The sequence below is a fragment of the Rathayibacter sp. AY1F8 genome, assembly GCF_002932165.1.
Classification (GTDB): Bacteria; Actinomycetota; Actinomycetes; order Actinomycetales; family Microbacteriaceae; genus Rathayibacter.
In genome coordinates, this window is sequence record NZ_PSVB01000001.1 from 129,462 (window position 1) to 152,658 (window position 23,197).

Sequence of the window (23,197 nt, forward strand, 5' to 3'; positions counted from 1 at the left end):
CGCGCGAGTCCTGCGACTTCCGCGGGGTCGGCGGCCGGGAGCGCGACGGCCGCGTAGCACCGCAGTCGCCAAGCGCAAGGGGCCCGCGCGAGCCGGGGGCCCGGCCTAGCGTGGAAGGAGCGGCGCCGCCGGTGGCGGCCCGTGGAGAAGACCGATGCAGAGGAGAGTCATGCCCGCCCTGACCGACACGTTCACGCTGTCCAACGGAGTCGCCATCCCGAAGATCGGGTTCGGCACCTGGCAGATCCCCGACGGCCCCGAGGCCTACGACGCGACGACCGCCGCGCTCGAGGCCGGCTACCGCCACATCGACACCGCCCGCGCCTACGGCAACGAGGCGAGCGTCGCCCGGGCCCTGCGCGACAGCGGCGTCCCGCGCGACGAGGTGTTCATCACCACCAAGCTCCCGGCCGAGGTGAAGGACTACGAGGGCGCGAAGGCGAGCTTCGAGACCACCATGGCGGCGCTCGAGCTCGACCACGTCGACCTGTACCTCATCCACGCCCCGTGGCCCTGGCAGGACATGGGCTCCGACCACCGCGAGGGCAACATCGCGGCGTGGAAGGCGATGGAGGAGATCCTCGAGGACGGTCGCTCGCGCGCCATCGGCGTCTCGAACTTCCAGGTCGCCGATCTGGAGTCGCTGATCGCGGCGACCGACGTGGTGCCGCACGCCAACCAGATCCGCTGGTTCGTCGGCAACACCCAGGACGAGACGACCGCGTACTGCAAGGAGCACGGCATCCTCGTGGAGGGCTACTCGCCGCTCGCGACGGGCGGCCTGCTCGACAACTCCGACATCGGCGAGATCGCCGCGAAGTACGACAAGTCGGTGGCGCAGCTCTGCATCCGCTACCTGCTCGAGAAGGACGTGCTGCCGCTGCCGAAGTCGACGACGCCCTCGCGCATCGTCGAGAACGCCGACGTCGACTTCGAGATCTCGTCCGAGGACCTCGCGCACCTCGACTCGCTCGTCGACACGGAGTCCTGACCCGCGGGCGCCTGCTCCTGACGGTCCGGAGGCCGTCGCACTCGAGCTCGAGTGCGGCGGCCTCCGTCGTCTCGGCGCATCCTGCGCCGCCTCCGCTCGCGAGTGCGCAGAAGTCGTCGCAGTGGGCGTCGAGTGCGACAACTACTGGCTTCTCGCCGGACTCCTCCGATCGCGGTTCCGCGAGTGCGCAGGAGTTGTCGCAGTCGGTCTCGAGTGCGACAACTCCTGGAGTCTCGGGGTGCTCGGCACAGGAGCGACGGGGGTCCGGCGTCCCGAGGCCGGTCGCGAGTGCGCAGGAGTTGTCGCAGTCGACGTCGAGTGCGACAACTACTGGCTTCTCGTCGGGCTCATCCGGACCGCGGTTCCGCGAGTGCGCAGGAGTTGTCGCAGTCGGTCTCGAGTGCGACGACACCTGGCTTCTCGCCGAGCCGAGCCGAGCCGAGCCGAGCCGAGCCGAGCCGAGCCGGCCAGGCGCAGCAGGCGGCAGCCGTGCGGCTCGAGCTCGAGCTCGACGGCGCCGCCGACGATCGGCAGCTCGGCGCCGCTCCACACGTCGACGGCCGAGGCTGCGCCGGAGCAGCCCAGGTCGGTCAGGTGCGCGGAGTAGGACCGCGCCGACGAGCCCAGCCAGAACACTCCGCGCCACTGCTCGTCGCCGCGCCACGCCGACCACACCACCAGGTCGCCGTCGCGGACGATCTCGCGGCTGCCGTCGCTGCCGAGCAGCGCGAGGACGTCGTCGTTCGTCAGCAACGCCAGAGTGTCGGCGGGCGTGTCCGGGAGGTGCCCGCCCATCATCAGCGGCGAGCGGAGCAGGCACCACAGCGTCACGAGCGTCCGCTGCTCCGCGGGCGTGAACCGCGAGAGCCGGTCCTCGCCCACGTGCGCGCGCACGCCGATCCGCCCCAGCGGCAGCATGTCGGCGTCGGCCCAGGCGCCGGGACGCTGGTGCGGAGCCCAGCGCGCCGCCCGCTGGAACTGCTCGTGCAGGTGGGCCCAGTCGTCCCAGAAGTCGTCCGAGATCCGCCACATCTGCGCGGTCGACCGCAGCAGCTCGAGGTTCTCGAGCGAGAGCTGCTTGCCGGGGGAGAGGCTCAGCACCATCGGACGGCCGGTCGCGTCGATCGCGCGGGAGAGTGCGGCGATCTCCTCCGCCTGGATCGGCGGGTAGAGCACGTCGTCGAGCTTCACGAAGTCGACGCCCCACGAGGCCAGCTGCGCCATCACGGAGTCGTAGTACTGCTGCGCGCCGGGCGCGCTCATGTCGACGCCGTAGTTGTCCGGGTTCCACGGGCAGACGTTCCCGCGGTCGGCGATGTCGGCGCAGGTCGCCTCTGCCCCGAGCACCGGCAGGCCGAGCTCGGCCGCTCGGCGGGGGACGCCGCGCATCAGGTGCACCCCGAAGCGGAGGCCGAGGGCGTGCACGCGCGCGGCCAGCGCCGTGAACCCGCCCGTCGCCGCGGAGGGGAAGCGTCCGACGGCGGGCTGCGGGCGGCCCCAGTCGTCGAGCACCGGCTCCGACACCTCCTGGTAGTCGCTCGTGCCGGGATCGGGCTCGTACCACTGGATGTCGACGACGACCGTGTCCCAGCCGTGCGGCAGGAGGTGCTCGGCGAGGTACTCGGCGTTCGCGAGCACCTCCTCCTCCGTCACCGAGGCGCCGAAGCAGTCCCAGCTGTTCCAGCCCATCGGCGGGCGGCGGGCGGCCTCCGTGCGCGCGGCGATCACGACAGCTCCAGCGTCACGGTCGCGAAGGAGTGCGGGGGCAGCGTGACCCGCAGGCCTGTGGCCGTGGTCTCGATGCCCTCGAGGGCGACGGGGCTCACCTCGTCGGCGGCGCCGGGCCGGTTGTGCGCGTCGGGGCGGTCGGCGGTGAGGAGGCGGCCGGTCGCGCCGGTCACGGTCCCACCGCGGAAGTCGAGGGAGACCTCGAGCGGCTCCTCCAGGTCGACGTTGGTCAGCGAGACCAGGACGCGGCCGTCCTTCGTGGAGGCGGAGGCGGAGGCGACGGGTATCTCGCGGCCGTCGACCGCGTGCGTCGGGCCGGCGACCGTGGTCGGCAGAACCGTCGCGTCGTGGTGCCCCTTGTTCATCTCGAACACGTGGTACGTCGGCGTGCGGACCATCTCGCCGCCGTCCGGGTCGGTCAGCAGCATCGCCTGCAGCACGTTCACCGTCTGCGCGATGTTCGCCATCGTCAGGCGGTCGGCGAAGCCGTGGAAGACGTCGAAGTGCCAGGCCGCGACCATCGCGTCGCGGATCGTGTTCTGCTGGAAGAGGAAGCCCGGGTGGGTCCCCGGCTCCACGTCCCACCAGGTGCCCCACTCGTCGAGCACCATCCCGTACTTCTTCTCGGGGTCGTGGACGTCCATCACCGCGGCGTGCGAGCGGAGCAGCTCCTCGATCCCCTGCGCGGCCACGATCGTGCTCCAGTAGGTGTCGGCGTCGAAGTCGGTCGCGCTGCCCTTCGCGTGCCAGCTGCCGCCGATCGTGTAGTAGTGCACCGAGACCGACTCCCACGGCACGGAGGAGAAGGGGTGCCCCTCGATCTCGGGGATCACCTCCATCAGCGTCTGCGTCCAGTGGGTGTCGGCGCCGTCGGCTCCGGCCGCCACGCGGTAGAGCGGAGTGTCGTTGCCGCTCTGCACGAAGGTCCCGAACTGCCGCGCCAGGTCGGCGTAGGCGCCGGCGCGCATGTTGCCGCCGCAGCCCCAGGTCTCGTTGCCGAGCCCCCAGAAGCGGACGGTCCACGGCTCCTCCCGGCCGTGGGAGCGGCGCAGGTCGGCCATCGGCGACTTGCCCGCGCCGGTGAGGTACTCGGCCCAGTCCGCCATCTCCTGCACGGTCCCGGAGCCGATGTTGCCCGAGATGTAGGCGTCGGCGCCGAGCAGCTCGCAGAGCGCCATGAACTCGTGGGTGCCGAAGGAGTTGTCCTCCGCGACTCCGCCCCACTGCGTGTTGATCAGGCCGGGACGCTCCTCGCGCGGGCCGATGCCGTTGGTCCAGTGGTAGCGGTCGGCGAAGCAGCCGCCGGGCCAGCGGAGGTTGGGGATGTCGAGGGCGCGGAGGGCCTCGACGACGTCCAGGCGGATCCCGCCCTCGTTCGGGACGGGCGAGTCCTCGCCGACCCAGAAGCCGTCGTAGATGCACCGGCCGAGGTGCTCGGCGAAGTGGCCGTAGAGGTGGCGGCTGATGGTGGCGCCGGGGCGGTCGAGGTCGACGGTGACGGTGCTGTTCACGGAGTGCTCCAGGGTGGTGGCGGACGGGTCGGCGGCGGTGCCGGCGGTGTCGAGGACGCCGCGGTCGGCGGCGGTGCTCACGCGGTCTCGCGGACGAGCCGCAGGACGATCGCGCGGTCGGCGTGGAAGGTCGGCAGGTCCAGGCCCGCCTCGCCCAGCAGGCTCCCCGAGTAGGCGGGGGCCGGGGCGTCGGAGTCCAGCGGAACCGTCGACTCCAGCCAGTGCGGGCTCTGCCAGGGCGGGCCGAGCGAGCCGGGGCGCGCGGTCTCGATCCGGTAGCGCGCCCGCGGATCCAGGCCCGGGAGGCGGACGCGGCGGCGCGAGTCCGCGGTCAGCGCAGGCGTGACCAGCGTGTACAGCGCCTCCGAGCCGTCCGGCGCGACGACGCCGCGCAGCGACGGCGCGTCGGGGTCGGAGTCGTCGCCTCCGACGACCCGGCCGGTCGCGATCAGGCCGCGGTGCTCGCGGTACGCCGCGATCCAGCCCGCCAGCACGGGCTCCTCCTCCGCGTCCAGCTCGCGGAGGTCCCACTCGATCCCGAAGTGGCCGAGGAAGGCGATCGCGCAGCGGGTGTGCAGGTCGCTGGTGCGACCGGTGACGGAGTTGACCGGCGAGGCGACGTGCGAGCCGAGCATCTCCGGCGGCACGAGCAGCCCGGTCCAGCGCAGCATCCGCGAGCGGTCCAGCGGGTCCTGGTTGTCGGAGGTGTGCACGCGGTCGGTGCGCTCGAGGATCCCCAGGTCGACCCGGCCGCCGCCGGAGGCGCAGCTCTCGATCTCGAGCTCCGGGTGCCGGGCGCGCAGCTCGTCGATCAGCCGGTACAGCGCGAGCGTCTGCTCGTGCACCGCGGCCGTCCCGGTGGCGGGGTGGCCCGCGTCGATCAGGTCGCGGTTGTGGTCCCACTTGAGGTACGCGACGCCGAGGTCGGCGACCAGGCCGTCGAGCACGCCGAGGATGTGCGCGAACGCGTCGGGGTTCGTCAGGTCGAGCACCTGCTGGAAGCGGAACCGCGGCGGCAGCTCCTCGCGGGCCCGCAGGATCCAGTCGGGGTGCGCGCGGGCGAGGTCGGAGTCCTCGTTGATCATCTCGGGCTCGACCCAGAGGCCGAACTCCATGCCCAGGCCGCGGACGTGCTCGGCGAGGGGGAGGAGGCCGTCGGGCCAGGCGACGGGGTCGGGCGTCCAGTCGCCGAGGCCGGCGCGGTCGTCGCTGCGGCCGAGGAACCAGCCGTCGTCGAGCACGTAGCGCTCGACCCCGAGGGCGGCGGCGCGGTCGGCCAGCTCGGTGAGGACGGCGAGGTCCTGGTCGAAGTAGACCGCCTCCCAGACGTTGAGCGTCACCGGGCGCGGCCGGCGCGAGGAGCGGGAGACCCCGCGGAGGTGGGCGTGGAAGCGGGCGGCCGCGGCGTCGAGGCCGTGGCCGAAGCTGCCGGAGATCCAGGGGGAGGAGTAGCTCTCGCCGCTCGCGAGGCGCACCTCGCCGGGCAGGAGCAGCTCGCCGCCCCGGAAGGCGAGCCAGCCGTCGCCGCGCTCCACCGCGTGCTCGTGGTTGCCGCCGATGCCGACGTGGCAGAGCCAGACCCGGCCGTCGGCGGAGTCGAAGCCGGGGTTGCCGACCGCGACGACCGTCGTCGCGTCCAGGCCGGTGCGGCCGCGCCGCGAGGAGCGGGAGTGGGTGCCGGTGACGACGGGGTGGCGCTGGGGGATCTTCTCGGTGCCCCAGCGGCCGGAGAAGTCCAGGATCTCGCGGGCCTCGGTCGGGATCCGGAGGGCGGGGTCGACGCCGATCACCTCGAGGTGCCCGGCGCCGTCGTTGCGGACCGAGACGCGGGTCCTGAGCAGTCCGGCAGGGGAGAGAACGATCTCTAGGACCACCCCGATCCGGGCCTGTGCGTCGTGCGCCTCGACGGTCACGGCGGCGCTGCCGGCCTGCGCGACCGCGCCCTCCGCGAGGGCCTCCCCGTCCACCGAGACGGTGTCCACGGTCAGTCTCGGCGACCAGCCGGCGCCCTCCCGGTGCACCCGGAGACCCGGCAGGCCGGCCCAGCCGAAGGTGTGCTCGGGCAGGATCCCGGGCTCGTAGGGGACGTCGGAGGAGCCCTCGATCCCCGTCCGCACGGGAGTTCTTGCGAAAGCTGCGAGATCGTCGTCGCTCGCGTCGAGTCGCGGACCCCAGTGCAGCAGCACGGGCAGGTCGCCTCCCGACTGAGTGAGGAGGGCGGACACGTCATCGGCGACGAGATGGATCACTCTCGGGGATTGCATGTCCCCATTCCTATCGTCGATCCTGGTCTGAGTACAGCGAGAGATCGATCTCGACCCTCGGTCGGATGGACCACCGCGCGGATCGACCCGCGCCGATCGACCACCGCTCGCGCCGCTCATCCCCACCACCCACCGCCTCGACGAGGAGCACCCATGCCGCTGACCCACCCGGCCCCGCACGAGACCCGCCTGGAGCGCGGGGTGCTCGACGCGCGGCGGCGGCTCAACCGCGACTACCTCCTCTCGCTCACCGACGAGGGGCTGCTGCAGAACTTCCTGACCGAGGCCGGGATCGGCGACCAGGGCTGGCACCTGCACCCCTCGCAGGACTCGCGCGAGGCCCGCGGCCTCGACCGGCACTGGGGCTGGGAGACGCCGGGCTCGCAGCTGCGCGGGCACTTCCTCGGCCACTGGCTCTCCGCCGCGGCCCGCGAGGTCGCGGTCACCGGCGACCCGCTGCTGCGCGTCCGGATCGACTCCGTGCTCGACGGACTCGAGCGCTGCCAGGAGGAGAACGGCGGCGGCTGGATCTGGGCGATCCCGCGCGGCTACCTCGACCGCCTCGCGACCGGCCGCCCCATCTGGGCGCCGCAGTACGCGATGCACAAGCTGCTGATGGGCCTCGTCGACCTGCACCTCGACCTCGGCGACGAGCGGGCGCTGCGGATGGCGCGGGCCGCCACGGTCCCGCTGCTGGAGTGGGTCCGCGGATTCGACGACGCCGCGTTCCAGGAGATCCTCGAGGTCGAGACCGGCGGCATGCTCGAGGTCTGGGCCGACCTCCTCGCGATCACCGGCGACCCCGTCTACACCGAGCTGCTCGGCCGCTACGACCGCCGCTCCTTCTTCGAGGGCCTGCTCGAGGGCCGCGACGTGCTGACCAACATGCACGCCAACACCACGATCCCCGAGGTGCTCGGTGCCGCCCGCGCCTACGAGGTCACCGGCGACGAGCGCTGGCGGAGGATCGTCGAGGCCTACTGGGAGCAGGCGGTCACCCTCCGCGGCACCTTCTGCACGGGCGGTCAGACCTCCGGCGAGATCTGGACGCCGCCCTACGCGTTCGCCGCTCGCCGCGGCGAGAAGACGCAGGAGCACTGCGTCGTCTACAACATGATCCGGCTGGCCGACGTGCTGCTGCGCTGGACCGGCGACCTCGCCTACGCCGACTACATCGAGCGGAACCTCTGGAACGGCCTCCTCGCCCAGCAGAACCCGCGGACCGGGATGGTCGCCTACTTCCTGCCGCTCGAGGGCGGCGCCCGCAAGGACTGGGGCAGCCCGACCGAGGACTTCTGGTGCTGCCACGGCACGCTGGTGCAGGCGCACACGCGCCACTCCGGGCTCGTCTTCTACCGCGGCGGCGACGCCGAGCTGACGATCGCGCAGCACGTCGACGCGAGCCTGCGCCTGCCGTCCGCCGCCGGCGACGCGGCGGTGCGGGTCGAGGTGCTCGACACCGCCGGCTACGTCGGCCCGGACGCCAACGCGGGTGCCGCGGGCGACGTGCACCGCCCCACCGCCTCGCGGATCCGGGTCGAGATCGTCTCGGAGGAGGGAGTCGCGCTGCACGTGCGGCTGCGGGTGCCGGAGTGGACCGTCGGCGAGCCGGGGGTCGCGGGCGACGCCGAGCGCGTACGGGCGGGCGACGGCGCGCTCCTGATCGAGCACCCCGGCGGCCGCACGAGCGTCGACCTCGCCTTCGGCACCGAGATCCGCGCCGTGCCGATCCCGGACGAGCCGGGCACGGTCGCCTTCGTCGAGGGCCCGATCGTGCTGGCCGGCCTCGTCGACCGCGAGATCGCGCTGCGGGGGCGCCTCGAGGACGCCCCCGCCCTGCTCGCCCCCGACAACGAGCGGCAGTGGACCCAGTGGCTGCGCGGCTACCGCGCCGTCGGCCAGCCCGCCGCCGTCCGCTTCCGGCCTCTGCACGAGGTCGTCGACGAACCCTTCTCGCTCTACTTCCCGGTCTCGGCCGGGAGCTGATGGACAGGATCCCCTCCGTGACCTGCGCTCCGCGCTCATGACCGCCTCCACCGCCTCCCCCGCCGTCCGGGCGATGCCCCGCGGCCGCCTCCTGCTGCCGATCTTCGCGATGCTCGTCGGCTTCGGGCCGCTCACCATCGACCTGGTGCTGCCGTTCCTGCCGACGCTGCAGGACGATCTCGGCGTCTCGGTGGCGACCGCCCAGCTGGTCGTCACCGGCGCCACCTTCGGTTTCGCGGCCGGCCAGCTCGTCTCCGGACCGCTCAGCGACGCGGTCGGCCGCAAGTGGCCGCTCGGCGTCTCGGCGGCGCTGCACATCGCGGCGAGCCTCGTCGCGGCGATGACCTCCGACACTGCCGTGCTGCTCTCGGCCCGCTTCGTCCAGGGCGCCGCCTGCACCGCCGCGGGCGTCGTCGTCACCGCCATCGTCCGCGACCTCTACAGCGGCAAGCGGCTCGTCACGATGCTCGCGAACCTCGCCGTGATCGTCTCGGTCTTCCCGATCCTGGTGCCCTCCGTCGGCGCGCAGCTGACCAAGGTGATCGACTGGCGCGGCTCCTTCCTCGCGGTCGCCGCCTGGGGAGCGCTCGCGACCGTGATCGCGCTCCTGGTGCTGCCCGAGACGCTGCCCCGCGAGCGGCGGCACCAGGGCGGGCTCGGCCCGTCGCTGCGCAACTCCTTCGGGATGCTCCGCCGGCCGCGCGTGCTGGCGCTCGCCGCCGCCTCGGCCGCGGGCTGGTCGGTCGGCTTCGCGTATCTCGCGACCGCTCCCTTCCTCTACACGAACGTCTACGCGGTCGGGCCCGACCTGTACGGGCTGCTGTTCCTGGTCACCTCGCTCGTGACGATCGCGGTCGGGCAGACGACGGGACGGGTGATCGTGCCCCGGTTCGGACCCCGGTTCGCGATGTCCGCCTCGGCGATCGTCACGGCGCTCGGCGCCGTCGTGGTCGCGGTGCTCGCGCTCACCGGCACGCAGCCGCTGCTCGTCGTCGTCGGCGCGCTGACGTTCGCGCTGGCCGGCCGCTCGCTCGGCTTCGCCCCGGTGCAGTACCTCTCGCTGCAGGGCCCGTCGAGCGAGGCGGGCAGCGTCACGGCGATCCTCGGCACGGTCAGCTTCACGGCGGCCGGACTGGTGATGCCGGTGATGGGCGCGTGGGCCGAGATCTCGCTGATCCCGTTCGCGATCCTGCTGCTGCTCGCGGGGCTGGTCGAGGGCGGCGTCGCACTGCTGTTCCGGCCGGGCTCGCGGCGCTTCGATCCGGGGGCGCAGCGGCTCGAGGACGAGCCGGCCGGGGCCGCCCGACCGGCCGGCCCCCGCGCGCACGACGAGAAGAGCTGAGATGACCCTCCGGGAAGGGACCACCGTGGAACTGCGCTCCGGCGACTACACACTCCGCGTCGAGGCGGGCGGCCTCGAGGTGCTCGCGGGCGAGCGCGTCCTCTACGCGAACGACCGGCCGCTGCGCGTCACGGTCAAGACCGTCGCCGCGATCAGCGAGTACTCCGGCGCGCCCTACGACGCCGTCTCGCTGTCGGAGGGGGCGATCACCGCGAGCGGGACGATCACCGTCCGCTCCGGGTCGGCCTTCGCCGTCACCGATGTCTGGCGCGTCGCGGGCGACGGCTTCTCCGTGCACCGCGACGTCGAGGTGCTGACGGCCGGCGGCGACCTCGGCTTCTCCACCGCCGTCTCGCTCGGGCTGACCGGGTCCGACGACCTCCGCGACTACGAGTGCTTCGCCCCCGGCGCCTGGTACCGCGACAACGCCTTCGGGCCCGCCGACGCGATGGGCCGCGACCCCGGCAGCGAGTACTTCTGGCGCACCGAGACGCACTACGCGCTGCCTCTGTTCGCCGCGCAGAGCCTCGCGACCGGCGAGACCGTGGCGCTCTCGCGCTGGGCGGCCGACGCGACGCTGCCGCGCCTGGACGTGGTCCGCTCGGAGAACTTCACCGACCCGGAGTGCACCGTCGGCTCGATCGGCCTGAGCCGCCCGCAGGGCACGACGCTGAACTACCTCTACTACGGCTTCGGCGTGCGGACCCCGCTCGACGTGCCGCCCGCGGGCCTGTCGATCGACTACGTCCACCCGGGCGCCGACGGCGAGCGCACGATCGACAACCCCTACTCCGGCCTCGACTACGACGCCGCCCCGAAGGCCCTGCAGCGGGTGAACCACCCGGTCGAAGTCGGCTTCCGCCAGCGCTACGCCGTCGCGGTCGACCTCGGCCGGTACGACGACTTCGCGACGATGATGCGCGCCACCTGGCGCAGCACCTACGCCCGGATCCGCGACGACCTGTTCGAGGTCGACAACGAGCGGCACTTCCACCACGGCATGGCGATCCTCCAGCGCCTCACCCGCCGCTACGGCGACTCCTGGGGCCTGCCGTTCGCCTGCCAGCTGCCGGACCTCGACGTCTCGAGCGTCTCATTCCAGTTCGGCTTCGTCGGGCAGCAGCCCGGCATCGGATACCAGCTGCTGCGCTACGGCGACCGCGAGGGCGTGCCGGAGGCGTTCGAGCAGGGCGTCGGCATCGTCGACTTCTGGGCGCGGACCGCGCTGCCCGAGTCGGGCCCGCCGCGGATGTGCTTCAACCCCTCGCTCGGCGGCTTCGAGCCGTACCCGCACTACCTGCGGATGCTCGCCGACGGCGTCGAGGCGATCCTCGACGCCTACCTGCACCTGCGGGACCTCGGTGACGAGCGCCCGCTCTGGCTCGAGTTCTGCCGGCGGACCGCCGACTGGCTGCTCGAGGTGCAGGACGCCGACGGCAGCTTCCACCGCGCCTACAACGCCGACGGCTCGGTGCGGATGGACTCGCGCTCGAACACCCCGAGCGTGATCCGCTTCCTCGTGCAGCTGCACCTCGTGACGGGGGAGGGGCGCTACCGCGCGTCCGCCGTGCGCGCCGGCGAGTGGTCGTTCGCGAACATCCACCGCACGCTGGAGTACCGCGGCGGCACCTGCGACAACGCCGACATCCAGGACAAGGAGGCGGGCATCTACGGACTGTTCGGCTTCCTCGCGCTCTACGACCTGACGGAGGAGCCGCGCTGGCTGGAGGGCGCCGTCCGCGCCGCCGACTACACGGAGACCTGGACCTACGCGTGGTCCTTCCCGGTCCGCGCGCCCTGGGCGCATCCCTTCAACCGGTACTCGATCAGCGGACAGAGCATCATCACCCTCGGCGGCGGCGCCGACGTCTACATGGCGGCCTGCTCGTACAGCTACTACCGACTGCACCTGATCACGGCCGACGAGCACTACCTCGATTTCGCCGAGTTCCTGCACCGCAACATCCGCCAGTCGACCGACGTCGACGGCAGCATCGGCTACGCGATGCCCGGCCTCGGCCACGAGAGCGGCGACTTCGCGACCCAGACCCTGCGCAGCCACCACCACTGGCTGCCCTGGTGCACCTTCGTCGAGGTCGACCCGGCCTCGCGCCTGCGCGACACCTTCGGCGTCTACGAGATCGCCGACGCGCAGCGCCTGCCCGCCGCCGAGCGGGCGAACCGCAACCGCGTCTACGACCGGTACGGGCGGCGGGACGCCTGACGGCGGGCGGGGTCCGGCGGCAGCTCTCGCGGCACCTCCGGCACGCGGAACCGCCTCCGGCTCGCCGGATCCGGCTGTTTCCGCGTGCCGAGGCGCGTTCCACGGGCCGGAGTCACGCCGGCGGACCTCCGGCTCGCGGTTCTACGTCCGGCTCGCTGCATTCGGCGGTTTCCGCGTGCCGCAGATTCATTGAGCTCGGCGCCCGCTCGGATGCGCACTTCAAGCCCTCCGGTCGCGCACTGCTGGCAGGCTTCCTGCTCGCGGCGGCTCTGGGCGGCCGCCCGATCACGGACGTCCATGCGTGGACCAGTGGCAGCTTCAAGAGGTCAGAGGAGACGGATGAAGATTGGCGAAGTGGCGCGGCGCGCGGTCGTCGGGGTGAGTCGAGCGCCCGCAAAAAGTTGTAAATCTCATCTCATCATCCGTGCCCTGATCAAACTCCATCGCAATTGCAGGAACCGAGTCGCCCAGCGAGCACGCGTAGCTCACCTCAGGTGAGATCTCCGGAGACTCACCCGCCGACTTTGATCGGCAGTCGCCCCTCGGAGGCGAGCAGGGCGGAAACTGGTTCCGACCGTGAAGCCGAAGGCAGAGTGCACACGCGCTTCCGATCGCTCTCGTTGGAGCTGTGAGACTGAGGTTATGCGGATCCCGATCGTGTATTGGTACTTCCCCCTTCCCGAGCCCCTGGCGTGGCCCCAGAACGATGTGATTCCGCTCCCCGTTCCAGATGGTGGTGTGGCTGTCAGCGCGTCGATCCGAGTGATTAGCGAGCGCTGGCCCAGCGTGCTGGAGTCGAGGATCGGTCGGCTCTTCGAGTCCGTGCGCGCCCTCCAGCCGCCGCCCGCTGGGCAGGGCCATCCGTCGATGTCCATACCCGTAGAACCGATCGATGAAATCACGACCGTAGTGGAGATGCTCGTCGAGCTCGAGGACGGGAGTGATCCGACTTTCGGGGTTGTGTCGGACGCATTCGACATCGGGATCAGGGGCGTTCGAGCGCTGCAGCAAGCGTACGTAGTCGCAACGCAACATCCGATTGACCTTGTGTCCCGCCAGCTCCTGCCATCGATTTTGCCCATGACGACGCGACTCATCACAGCGTCCGACGACGGTTGGCCAGGCGGTCCGGGAATCTTCCTACCGAACGATATCGGCATCGGAGCTCTTGCGGAACCGACGCCGCTAACAGAGCGGCAGAGTGCTGCGTTTCGCTACGCGTATTTGCACCCGGACCTCGCCTACGCCGGCTATACCGACCTGCGACGCGAGGCCGCTGCCGCCATGCGCCTGCGGGGTGATGTCCGATCGTCGGTGATTCACGCGGCGACTGCTGCCGAAGTTCTGATCGACACAACCGTGCTACATCTTCTGTGGGAGGTAGGTCGTACTCCCGAAGAGGCGGCTCCGGTCTTGAACCCCCCGATCGCCGCGAGAGTGAGGTCGCAGTTCCCGCCGCTGCTCGGAGGAGTGTGGGCGTGCAGGGACATCACCACGGCACCCGGCGCGTGGTTGGTGAACACCGCGAATCTGAGGAACAGGGTGGTGCACTCCTACTTCGAGCCGTCCGTCGAGCAGGCGAATGCGGCCTATTCGGCCACGATCGAGCTGGAGCAATACATCTGCGATCTCCTCTGCAAGCCCCGAGGACGTCAACGATTCCCCCGAACCGCACTCGCCCTCGCGGGAAATCCTGGGCTCCTTCGACGAGGAGTGGAGCAGGGCGAGATCGAACTGATGCGCAGTCCCGAGCAGGAGCCCGGCTGGGTAGTGGCATTTGCAGCGTGGCGAGAGGAGGTCATGACTGTTCGGCAAGACCCGTTCAACGCGACAGGCTGAGCCGAGGCTACCTAAGCGAGTTCCACAAGCGAACGGGACCAGACGGCGTGCCGCCTTCATGAGTAGGGGTAGGTTCGGCACGTGAAGCTCTGGTCATCCCTTGACGGGCAACCCGCCGTGCAAATCGAAATCGATGATGCCCCCGAGGCGGTTTTTATCGACGCCGTCGTCTCATCGCACCGCGCCAAGGTCAGGCGACTCCTGTGGTCGGACTCTATGGACATCATCGAGTGGCATCACGCGCTCGAGCTTCACGGGTTCGGGCCCGAGGACGGCTGGTTGCCGCACGGCACCTCTGTCTATGGTGCTGTCACTGTCGGTGATATCCGATCCCTGCTCAGCGGACTGCCAATCGGGGAGGCCGAAAGGCTCGAAGTTGCTCTGAACGGAAATCGTGGAGGCGACGGGTACTTCGGGGTAGTTCTCACGGCGGGCGCTGTCGCAACCCTCTTGCTCGACTGGGCGGGAGCCATCGAGACTCTTCGTCTCGCCGAGCTCTTCCGAGCGCTCGGCCGGTTGAATCACGGCGTTCCGATGGAAGACGTAGAGGCTTTCCGCCGGACGGGGGCGCTCGGTGATGAGTTCCGCTGGTGGCTCCGGCAGGACTCGTATCGACATATGGATTCGATGGTCGGCCTCACCGGGCTGTCCTACGCGGAGGTCCGAAACGCGCTTGAATCCGCAGGCTTCCACTACGTAGAGCCCTCCGGAGTTCACTGGAGACGCGAAGATGAGGACGAAGACTCTAGTGGCTGACGGACGCTGGTCTCTTGCGATTCGATTTGGCGACTGACATGACGTCAGTTATTGGATACTGCTGACAGCATGTGGAGGCCCGACAACAGCCGTCAGCTACCGAGGTCAAGCACCAATTGCCCGCACCGCACACGCGATCAGTGCCATGGCTACGGCATCTTCAGAATGCGCACCAGCACGTGGCGCGAGCCTAGTGATCATGGCGAGGGCAGCACGAACGGGGGCTCGCCTATGCAAGATCGTCCGACAAATACCACTACCAACTACTCAGCCACGGCCCCGTCGCCGACGAAGGCCGAAATCAAGTCGTCCCGCGAATTCGGGCATTTATTCTATTCTGCCAACGGAGCACCGAACAGAAGCGCATCGCGAGAGGCGTCTAATCTTGCCCTCCAAATCGACGCCTTAGCAGGTTCAATGTGAGACGCGTAGGCTAATAGCCCTAAAATGTGATGTGACATACCCAAAACATCGCGGAAGCCGCAATGGATACTATGTGCATTCGCGCCAAATCGCTCAACCCCAGAGACATGAAACTCGATGCGTGTACGCAGGTGACGCTGTAGACGCAGACTTTCTCCATCAACTGTTAAACCGAGAAGATTTAACCCGTTGGCCCGTGTGCTGAACCGGGTCTTTGATTCGTTAATATGAAAGCCGGTTTTGCCAACCATACGCGCAACTTCACGCAGAACATCGAGGCCCTGACTCCGGCTTAGAACGCGTGCACTGGAAAAGGCCAAATCGTCGGAGTAACGCGTGTATGTTAGTTCAAGCGCGGCCGCGATGCTAGAAAGAGCTGTGTCCAATGGTTTAGCCACCAGATTCGAAATATATCCACTCGTGGACGCGCCCTGTGGCAAATAGCCGATTTTTTCGGATCTTTTATAAGGATACGATGATTTGGTAGGGATTTGATGCACGGTGCGAAGGTATTTTTTTGGAAGCCAAGGCTGACCAACATGGGGTTGGCGCGTGACTATTCTCGAGACCTCGAACGCAACTAGCGGCTCGTATAGTGACGACGCCACGCCAAAAACATGTCTCTCGTCGATTTGATGAAAGAAATCACTGAGATCGACTTTGAGCATCCACTCCGCGTGCAGATGACGAGACGCGCAGTCTTTGATGGAAATACCGTGGCGATAGGAAAAGCAATCACTGTGCACAGTAACTTTTGAGAAGACGTCAGTTAGCAGCCATTTCTGAACTTTCGCCAGCTCCGGGTGTGGAACCGCGATCGATCGCCGCCTCCCACTAGCTCGCTTTCGGATGTTAAACAGGTCATAACCATCAACCTGACGATCAACAACCGCGTGAAGATAATTCCCACTTGTTCCGGAGAGGGCGGCAAGATGGTTGAGCGTCAAAATGGGTTCAACCCCACGCGCTCGCTGTTCCGAAGTTAGCTTTATTGCTCGTTCAACAACCGCACCGTCCAGACCGCTCGGCGCATTCTTTCGATAGAGGTGAGGAGAAAGATTCAACGGTTACCTTCAGTTGTCCGCCCCGGAGGGGCGAGCGGCTCAACGGAGAAGACCGCGACTTTGTTTGAGTCGCTCGGAAGTCTCCGTAAGCGCCAGTTTTCTCCGCGCCCACCCCTCCGGGGCGAGCGTCGTCCGATGGACGCATCGTGCTTTGCAGCCTTCCGGCAGCGCCGCGCGTGGGGCTCGCGACCATGGTCGCGAGCGTTCTCTAACCCGAATCCTTCCCCTCACCTTAGCTGTCGAGGATAGTACATGACCGGCGTCACCCGGCGCGGTGCGCCGTCCTCCTCCTCAAGCTGAGGCTCCAGAGCGGGGAACCACGGTGGTGCTTTCTTAGCGAGCCGCCTTAAGAAGTCCTGCCCCTTGCGTGTCACCGTCAGGTCCATGTTGATCAGCCCCAGGCGTTGTGCAGTGGAGCGAACCTGAGCCAACCTCAGTTGAGTCATATTCGTGACTCGTCTCAGGTCTAGGTTATGACGATACCCACGCCGCGCAGCGACTAGGAAAAGTGCCAGGGGTTGGACGAGCTGAATCTGATCAACAACGCCGATTGCACGCGCCTCTGCGAGATAAAGTGGCTTTGGCTTTTTTTTCGTCACGCCTTTCTCAATGATTCTCGTTCGATTGTCTGGAGGGTAATAATCTCCGAGCCTTCGCTCGTCACCGCTCTCCATCCCAAAACCGCGATCCGCGGGCAACAACGGCGTCCACTTTTTTCGCCCATCACCAGCTTTTCTTTGAAGCAAGATTCTCGGGACCCCATTTCCGATGGTGTGCGCAAAAAAGGTAAGCGACTGCGCTTGCCGGTAGCCATAGGCCTGGTCTAGATCATCTGCATACTTCTGGCATAAGTTTTCGACTGCCTCGAGCTCGTTGTCGGACCAGTCGGCCGAATCAAAGTCATGTCCGGCCGTGTGCCAGAAGACTTCTTTCACGAAAGGCATGAGGTTGATCCACGACCAAGCGCCTTGATTCACCGTATGGACGGCGATATAGATCGAAATGTGACGGCTTGAATTCCAACTCTTGATAGTTGGTGAGTCATAGAAGTGCTGAACAAACTTATAGAGTTCATATCCACTGACAGCCTGATCCGCCACAAATAGAATGTTGTCGATCTTACGCTCACGAAGGTCGTTCAGCGAAAGGTCAAGCTGGAACTGCGTCCTACCTTTTGTTTTAAAGAGGATGTTTTGGACAATTAATTCACTTCCATCACGCTTCCAGTTTTCGGTGGAAACAAAGGTAGAGCCTGTCGCTGAAGGCAATTGTAGAACGGTGTAAGCTGCCGTCCTGCCCTTCAGTTTCTTGCGGGCGGCGACTAAAAGTTCCTTCGTCTCGGCGCGAAATGTCGAACTCGATATGATGTGGATACTGTCCAAAAGTAGCTTCGCCGCTGGCTTATCCCCGCTGTCGAAGTTGGACAACCAAGCTTTGGCACGGGCCGTATCTCGAAGACGCGTGGGCGGCTCAGGCTGGGTCATCAATTTCCTTTCAGGTCTGTTTGGGAGTCAACCATCAGTGTGTCCAGGTTTCCCATCATCGACGATTGTAATCGATGCCTTTTTGTAAGCGATCTTTTTGGCCGGCTTGTCATAACGCCAGTCGAACAATGCGCAGGTCGCGGAAACTGCGCAAAGGCGTCAAGTCGACATGACCTCGCCACGAGTGCGTCCAACGCTTACGACTATTCCCGCCTTGGACCTTCATGCTGCGTCGAGCGCTAGACGCACGTCGCGGTCGCGCAACATTGCGAACGTCGTGCAATAGGGCACTCCGAGCGCCTGACAAGCGTTCGGGAGCGGCCCAGCGCAGGACCTCCGGGCTTATCGGGATGCGGACACTCATAACGCCCCTCCGATCAGCAGCGCGTTTGCCTCATCGTAAACGGAACCTGTGACAAGTCGAATGAGCCGAGTCAGCGGCTGAGGTCTCCGCGATCAGCGCCCTGTCCCTGGCCACGGCCACGGCGAGTCTGCGGAACGGTACTCATTGGCGCCTTCGACGTGACGGCGGCGCTGGGCGGGGTGGCGTGTGCGCGGTCGGCGCTCATGCGCGCCTCGATGACGTGTGGTGGAACTTCCTTGGCTTCCATCGCCTGGATGGTCGACTGACGCCGCTCAGCGCTGTCGTAGGCGACGTCGCCGGCCTCCCGTGCTGTTGAGGCGCGAGGATCGGTCGCCGGGGATGCGGAGTTGGCCGCTGTATCGGTGCTCTGAGCAGAGTCCTGGCGTTCGGCGGGGGCGTCGTTGCGGCAGAGCTGCGCCTGGGCGCGTGCGTCGGCGGCGAGCTCGCGCAGCTCGTCGGGAGTCGCGTCGGCGGCGCCGCCGGCGGCGGCGTCGCGGTCGTAGTCATTGGCGCGCGCTTCCAGCTCGGCTGCCATGTTCGCCGGACCATTGTCGACGTCGGCCACGCCAGCGGTTTCTCGAGCGGCGGCGTCGCTGCGGGCGTCGTTGACGCGGTCGAGTCGATCAGCTTCCGCGATGAGCTGCTGCGCCTCCGTCACCTCGGCGCCGGCACGGGCGCGCTCCGGGGCGACCGTGTCCTTCCACTCCTCGACCAGCGCCGCTCGCGCAGCGGCGACGTCGGCGGGGTCGGGGGTGCTGACCTGGCTGGCGTCGTTCCAGTCGATCGATGTCTGCACCCGGTAGTCCTGGAACCCGGCCGGGTCGGTGTCGCGCTTCCACTCCTCGGCCGCGGACAGCTCTACGGTGGCGACGTCGCCGGCCAGCGCGGCGCAGTAGTCGGTGAGCAGGGCGCGCTCTGCGTTCACGTCCGGCTCCACCCGGTCGCCGACCTGCATGGTGAAGCGGTCGTCGTCGTGGCGGTGGTAGTGCTCGGGCGCAGACGTGCTGGTCCATTCCTTCGCCAGGTCCAACTCCGACTTCCCCCGGCCGGCGGCGTCGCGGAGCACGGCGGTGTCGACGCCGTAGCGGTCGAGTACCTCGCGCTGCACGATGGCAGCGGCCCGTTCTGCGATCGGGTTGTGACCTTTCCACGCCTGCGCGGTCTCCGCGATGTCCTGGACGCTCGCGCGTTCCCACCAGTCGGGCCGGTCCACGACCTGCAAGCTCGCTCGTGCAGCGCCGCGTTCGGCGTCGAACCGGGCCGACAGCTGGCGCGCCTGAGCCAGACCGCTTGAACGGCGTGCCGGAGACCTCGGCCGTCTCGTGAAGATCTCCGGCGGTCCTCCGACCCGGGGTTCCACGTCCGGCTCGCAGGATCCGTCGGTTTCCGCGTGCCGAGGCACATCCCGCGTGCCAGGAGTCTTCCCGGCGGAACTTCCGGCTCGCGGAGTCGGGTCCGGCTCGCCGGATCCGCCCGGTTCAGCGTGCCCAGGCGCGTTCCGCGCCGGAGGTCGCCCCCGCACCCTCAGTCGCGCCACTCCACGTCCACGCGCACCGCCTCCGCACCGAGCTCCAGCCCGCCCGACACCTCGCGCCCGTCGACCCGCAGCACCGCGTCGCGCAGCGTGCGCACCCGTGTCCCGCCCGCCGGTGCCAGCCACTCCGCGCTCGGCACCCGCCGCACCCACAGCGACGCCCGTCCCGGCGACCACTCCAGCCGGTCCACGACCACCCCGCCGCGCGCGCGCAGCCCCGTCACGGCACCCCGCGCCCACGCGGACGGCAGTGCCGGCAGCACCGTCAGCGTCTCGTCATCCGATCCCAGCAGCATCGCCGCCACGAGCCCCGGCAGTCCGCCGCTGGCGTCGAGGTTGAAGATCCTCCCCGCGTCGTGCCGGGTCGTCAGCGTCGGTGACCAGTGCTCGACCGCGAGCCACTCCGCGCAGGTCAGCGCCGCCTCCGCGTCACCCAGCGCCGCCGCCGCGACGCCCACCTGCACCAGCCCGAACGCCATCTCCATCCGCCCGGGAGGAGCGGTCGGCGCCTCGGCCCGCCACGCGATCTTCGCCGCCACCGTCGCCGCCGCGGCGGCCCGCAGCCGCACCGCGGAGGCGCCGGGGCCCTCGAAGGCCGCGTCGCCCGCGTACCAGAGCGGGTACAGCTGCGACGCGTGCCGGTGCGCGATCTCCTCCGCGAACCGCGGGTCGATCCACTCCGCCAGCGTGCCGTCCTCGGCGACCCGGTACTCCGGCAGCTCCGCCACCACCCGCGCCCAGCGCTCGTCGAGCGAGTCGTCGCCGCGGGCCCGGCCGAGCAGCGCCGTCGCCCGCGCGGCGTCCCGCAGCACGGCGACGTCGATCGTCGCATCGACCGCTATCGGCGAGCGCGCACCACCCGGTGTGTTCTCGGGGGAGTAGGAGGGGACGATCCGGCGCACCCCGTCGACCACGGTCGTCCCGGTCTCGGCGAAGCGCAGCACGCCCTCGGCCAGCTCCCACAGCCGGTCGTCGACGATGCCGCGGTCTCCCGTGGCCGCGACGGCGTCGGCGGCGAGGCGCAGCACCCAGCCGCCGCAGCCCGTCCAGAAGAGGTGCGGGTAGCTCGCCGCGAAGTGGTCGGCGCGGCCGTGGGTCGACATCCGCGACGGCAGGAGCATCCCCTCGGACCCGTAGACGAGGCGCGCGTTGTCGCGGTAGTCGTCGAGGTGCGGCAGCACCAGCTCCAGGATCGACAGCGCCAGCTCGGGCGTGCCGGTCGGGATCATCCCCGCCATCGCGCCGTTCTGCACGTTGCCGTTCAGCGTGTAGTCGGCCGACCAGGCCGGCCGCCAGGTGCCCTGCCAGACGCCCTGCAGCGTCGGCGGCAGCTCGCCGGTCGACGCGACGATGTTCGCGCGGCCGCTGAGGTACGCGAGCTCGACGACGCGGCGGCGCGCGCCCTCGTCGCCGGCGCGGGCCTCCTCCCAGAGGTCCTCGGTGAGCACCGCGGAGGAGGCTCCGGCGAGATCGAGGGAGGAGGCGCCGACCAGCCGGCCGTGCCCGTGGCGCTGGGCCTCGCGCAGCTCCTCCCACGAGGTGTCGCCGCTCGTCGGCTCGCCGCCCGCACGCTCCCGGCCCGTCGGCTCGCCGCCCGCCAGCGACAGATCGACGCGGAGGAGCGCGCCCGCCCCGGCCGCGACCGGCACCGTCGAGCGGGTCACGACGCCCTCCACGTCCCACGGCGCCCCGGTCGCCGCGGTGACCGTCGCGCGGATCCGCTCGCCCCCGGTCTCGGCACTTCCGGTCCCGGCGACGGCCAGCAGTCGTCCGACCGCTCCGCCCTCGACCGTCGCCTCGACCACGGCCGACGCGTCCGGCGCGCCCGTGTCGAACGAGGTCGCGTCCCCGGCGCCCAGCCCGAGCTCGACCGTGCTCTCGCCGTCGCGCTCCGACTCCACCCGCAGCCGGACGCTCTCGCCCCCGTGCGGAGCGATCAGTCGCACCGCGTGCCGCCCGCCGTCGAGGTCGGTCCACTCGACCGCGACCTCGCCCAGCAGCGGGTCGAGCAGGCGCCGGCTCGACGCGACCCCGCCGGCCGTGCGGATCGACAGCGTCGCGCACAGCCCGAGCGGATCGGTCCAGATCAGGCCGCCGTCGTAGCCGCTCGCCCGCGCCCCGCGCTCGAGCAGGTCGCTCGCCGCGTCGGCGTCCCCGGCCAGCAGGGCACTCCGCAGCTCGTCCCGCACCGGGGCGAGGTCCGGGGCGGCGGGCCGCGCATTGACGGGGAGGAAGTAGCGCTCGTGCGCCAGCGAGACGGTGAGCGCGTCGGCCGGGCCGTGCACCACGGCGCCGACGCGGCCGCTGCCGACGATCAGGCCCTCCTCCCAGGTCGGGGCCGCAGTGGCGGTGACGAGGGTGGGCGTGCGCGACAGTGCGCCGGCGATCGGGGCGATGATCGGTTCCTTTCGGGCTCGCGGGAGTGCCTGATATGTTGCGTGAACCCTCAAATTACCTCTCCCGGTGCGACGGCGCGCGGGAGTCGAGAGTTAGGAATCCGCGATGACGCGACCGATCACCCTCTTCACCGGCCAGTGGGCGGACCTCCCCTTCGAGGAGGTGGCGCGCCTCGCGGGGGAGTGGGGCTACGACGGCCTCGAGATCGCCTGCTGGGGCGACCACATCGACGTGGCGCGCTGGGACGACGCGGAGTACGTGCAGAGCCGGAAGGACATCCTCGAGCGCAACGGCCTCCAGGTCTTCGCGATCTCGAACCACCTCACCGGCCAGGCGGTCTGCGACGACCCGATCGACGAGCGCCACCGCGACATCCTCAGCGACCGCGTCTGGGGCGACGGCGACCCCGAGGGCGTCCGGCAGCGCGCCGCCCAGGACCTCAAGGACACCGCCCGCTTCGCCGCCGCGCTCGGCGTGACGCAGGTCAACGGCTTCTCCGGCTCGTCGATCTGGAAGGGCGTGGCCATGTTCCCGCCCGCCTCCGACGAGTGGATCGCCGCCGGCTACCAGGACTTCGCCGACCGCTGGAACCCGATCCTCGACGTCTTCGAGGAGGTCGGCGTCCGCTACGCGCTCGAGGTGCACCCGAGCGAGATCGCCTACGACTACTGGACCGCCAAGCGCACCCTCGAGGCGATCGGCCACCGCGCCTCGTTCGGCTTCAACTTCGACCCGTCGCACTTCGTCTGGCAGCAGCTCGACAGCGTCGCGTTCGTGCTCGACTTCGCCGACCACATCTTCCACGTGCACGTGAAGGAGTCGGTCACCAACCTCGACGGCCGCAACGGCGTCCTCGGCTCGCACCTGCCGTGGGCGAACCCGCGCCGCGGGTGGACCTTCGTCTCGACCGGGCACGGCGCCGTCCCGTGGGAGCCGGTGTTCCGCGCGCTCAACGCGATCGGCTACACCGGCCCGACCAGCGTCGAGTGGGAGGACGCCGGCATGGACCGCCTCGACGGCGCCCCCGAGGCCCTGGCCTTCGTGCGGAAGCTCAACGCGATCACGCCGCCGGCCGACGCCTTCGACGCGGCGTTCTCGACCTCGCGCGACTGACCGCGCGGGCGACCGCCTGCATCCCGGAGGCCGGAAGGACCGACTGCCCGCGAGGGCCGTCCGGGCCTCCCGGCCTCCGTCGTGCTGCGAGCGCGTCCGCAACCGGGGCCGGGACGCTGCAGCGGGCGCCGAACGGGCCGGAGAGGGCGATCCGCCCTCGATCGCTGACGCGATCCA

14 protein-coding genes are annotated in these 23,197 nt (G+C 69.3%); 7 read left to right on the plus strand and 7 right to left on the minus strand.

What is annotated here, in order from left to right; genetic code table 11:
• Window positions 1-169 precede the first annotated feature (169 nt).
• Window positions 170-991: an aldo/keto reductase gene (locus C5C35_RS00660; RefSeq protein WP_104261718.1), complete on the plus strand. Its 822-nt coding sequence runs from the start codon at window positions 170-172 to the stop codon at window positions 989-991.
• 327 nt (window positions 992-1,318) lie between these two features.
• Here the strand turns inward: C5C35_RS00660 and C5C35_RS00665 are convergent, their stop codons facing one another.
• From C5C35_RS00665 to C5C35_RS00675, 3 genes are read right to left on the minus strand one after another with little or no spacing between them, the layout of a single operon-like run.
• Window positions 1,319-2,719, minus strand: coding sequence for a glycoside hydrolase family 27 protein (locus C5C35_RS00665; protein ID WP_258068934.1), 1,401 nt, complete (start codon window positions 2,717-2,719; stop codon window positions 1,319-1,321).
• Window positions 2,716-4,311: an alpha-L-arabinofuranosidase C-terminal domain-containing protein gene (locus C5C35_RS00670; protein ID WP_308470953.1), complete on the minus strand. Its 1,596-nt coding sequence runs from the start codon at window positions 4,309-4,311 to the stop codon at window positions 2,716-2,718. Before C5C35_RS00670 ends, C5C35_RS00665 begins: the two co-directional genes overlap by 4 nt.
• Complete coding sequence (locus C5C35_RS00675) at window positions 4,308-6,494, minus strand: alpha-galactosidase (RefSeq protein ID WP_104262302.1); 2,187 nt, start codon at window positions 6,492-6,494, stop codon at window positions 4,308-4,310. The genes C5C35_RS00670 and C5C35_RS00675 overlap by 4 nt, the downstream gene beginning before the upstream one ends.
• Window positions 6,495-6,647: 153 nt before the next feature.
• On the opposite strand from C5C35_RS00675, the gene C5C35_RS00680 reads away from it, so the two are divergent.
• The 5 genes from C5C35_RS00680 to C5C35_RS00700 all read left to right on the plus strand — a co-directional run bounded on the left by C5C35_RS00680 (window position 6,648) and on the right by C5C35_RS00700 (window position 14,641).
• Window positions 6,648-8,480, plus strand: coding sequence for a beta-L-arabinofuranosidase domain-containing protein (locus C5C35_RS00680; RefSeq protein ID WP_181065434.1), 1,833 nt, complete (start codon window positions 6,648-6,650; stop codon window positions 8,478-8,480).
• A 37-nt stretch (window positions 8,481-8,517) separates the two neighbouring features.
• Window positions 8,518-9,822 carry a multidrug effflux MFS transporter gene (locus tag C5C35_RS00685; protein WP_104262304.1) on the plus strand — a complete coding sequence of 435 codons (1,305 nt, stop codon included), beginning with the start codon at window positions 8,518-8,520 and terminating at the stop codon, window positions 9,820-9,822.
• A 1-nt stretch (window position 9,823) separates the two neighbouring features.
• On the plus strand, window positions 9,824-12,046 hold the full coding sequence (locus C5C35_RS00690) for a hypothetical protein (RefSeq protein WP_219814129.1): 2,223 nt from the start codon (window positions 9,824-9,826) through the stop codon (window positions 12,044-12,046).
• A 642-nt stretch (window positions 12,047-12,688) separates the two neighbouring features.
• Entirely contained in the window at window positions 12,689-13,885 is a 1,197-nt protein-coding gene (locus C5C35_RS00695) for a hypothetical protein (RefSeq protein ID WP_104262305.1), read from the plus strand.
• 81 nt (window positions 13,886-13,966) lie between these two features.
• Window positions 13,967-14,641 carry a hypothetical protein gene (locus tag C5C35_RS00700; protein WP_104262306.1) on the plus strand — a complete coding sequence of 225 codons (675 nt, stop codon included), beginning with the start codon at window positions 13,967-13,969 and terminating at the stop codon, window positions 14,639-14,641.
• Between the two features lie 332 nt (window positions 14,642-14,973).
• On the opposite strand, the gene C5C35_RS00705 is transcribed toward C5C35_RS00700, so the two are convergent.
• The 4 genes from C5C35_RS00705 to C5C35_RS00720 all read right to left on the minus strand — a co-directional run bounded on the left by C5C35_RS00705 (window position 14,974) and on the right by C5C35_RS00720 (window position 21,960).
• The gene (locus tag C5C35_RS00705) at window positions 14,974-16,128 is read right to left on the minus strand and encodes a reverse transcriptase family protein (RefSeq protein WP_104262307.1); all 1,155 of its coding nucleotides are present in this window, start codon (window positions 16,126-16,128) and stop codon (window positions 14,974-14,976) included.
• A gap of 227 nt (window positions 16,129-16,355) precedes the next feature.
• Complete coding sequence (locus C5C35_RS16665) at window positions 16,356-17,612, minus strand: hypothetical protein (protein ID WP_146076869.1); 1,257 nt, start codon at window positions 17,610-17,612, stop codon at window positions 16,356-16,358.
• 434 nt (window positions 17,613-18,046) lie between these two features.
• On the minus strand, window positions 18,047-19,189 hold the full coding sequence (locus C5C35_RS00715; protein ID WP_146076870.1) for a hypothetical protein: 1,143 nt from the start codon (window positions 19,187-19,189) through the stop codon (window positions 18,047-18,049).
• A gap of 311 nt (window positions 19,190-19,500) precedes the next feature.
• Entirely contained in the window at window positions 19,501-21,960 is a 2,460-nt protein-coding gene (locus tag C5C35_RS00720; RefSeq protein ID WP_104262309.1) for a glycoside hydrolase family 95-like protein, read from the minus strand.
• A gap of 52 nt (window positions 21,961-22,012) precedes the next feature.
• Here C5C35_RS00720 and C5C35_RS00725 point away from each other — a divergent pair, with 52 nt between their 5' ends.
• Complete coding sequence (locus tag C5C35_RS00725; RefSeq protein WP_104226056.1) at window positions 22,013-23,020, plus strand: sugar phosphate isomerase/epimerase; 1,008 nt, start codon at window positions 22,013-22,015, stop codon at window positions 23,018-23,020.
• Window positions 23,021-23,197 lie beyond the last annotated feature (177 nt).

Coding starts and splice junctions, on each gene's coding strand:
- C5C35_RS00680 (WP_181065434.1), top strand. CDS start 6,648: ATGCCGCTGACCCACCCGGCCCCGCACGAGACCCGCCTGGAGCGCGGG.
- C5C35_RS00685 (WP_104262304.1), top strand. CDS start 8,518: ATGACCGCCTCCACCGCCTCCCCCGCCGTCCGGGCGATGCCCCGCGGC.
- C5C35_RS00725 (WP_104226056.1), top strand. CDS start 22,013: ATGACGCGACCGATCACCCTCTTCACCGGCCAGTGGGCGGACCTCCCC.
- C5C35_RS00675 (WP_104262302.1), bottom strand. CDS start 6,494: ATGCAATCCCCGAGAGTGATCCATCTCGTCGCCGATGACGTGTCCGCC.
- C5C35_RS00690 (WP_219814129.1), top strand. CDS start 9,824: ATGACCCTCCGGGAAGGGACCACCGTGGAACTGCGCTCCGGCGACTAC.
- C5C35_RS00660 (WP_104261718.1), top strand. CDS start 170: ATGCCCGCCCTGACCGACACGTTCACGCTGTCCAACGGAGTCGCCATC.
- C5C35_RS16665 (WP_146076869.1), bottom strand. CDS start 17,612: ATGACCCAGCCTGAGCCGCCCACGCGTCTTCGAGATACGGCCCGTGCC.
- C5C35_RS00695 (WP_104262305.1), top strand. CDS start 12,689: ATGCGGATCCCGATCGTGTATTGGTACTTCCCCCTTCCCGAGCCCCTG.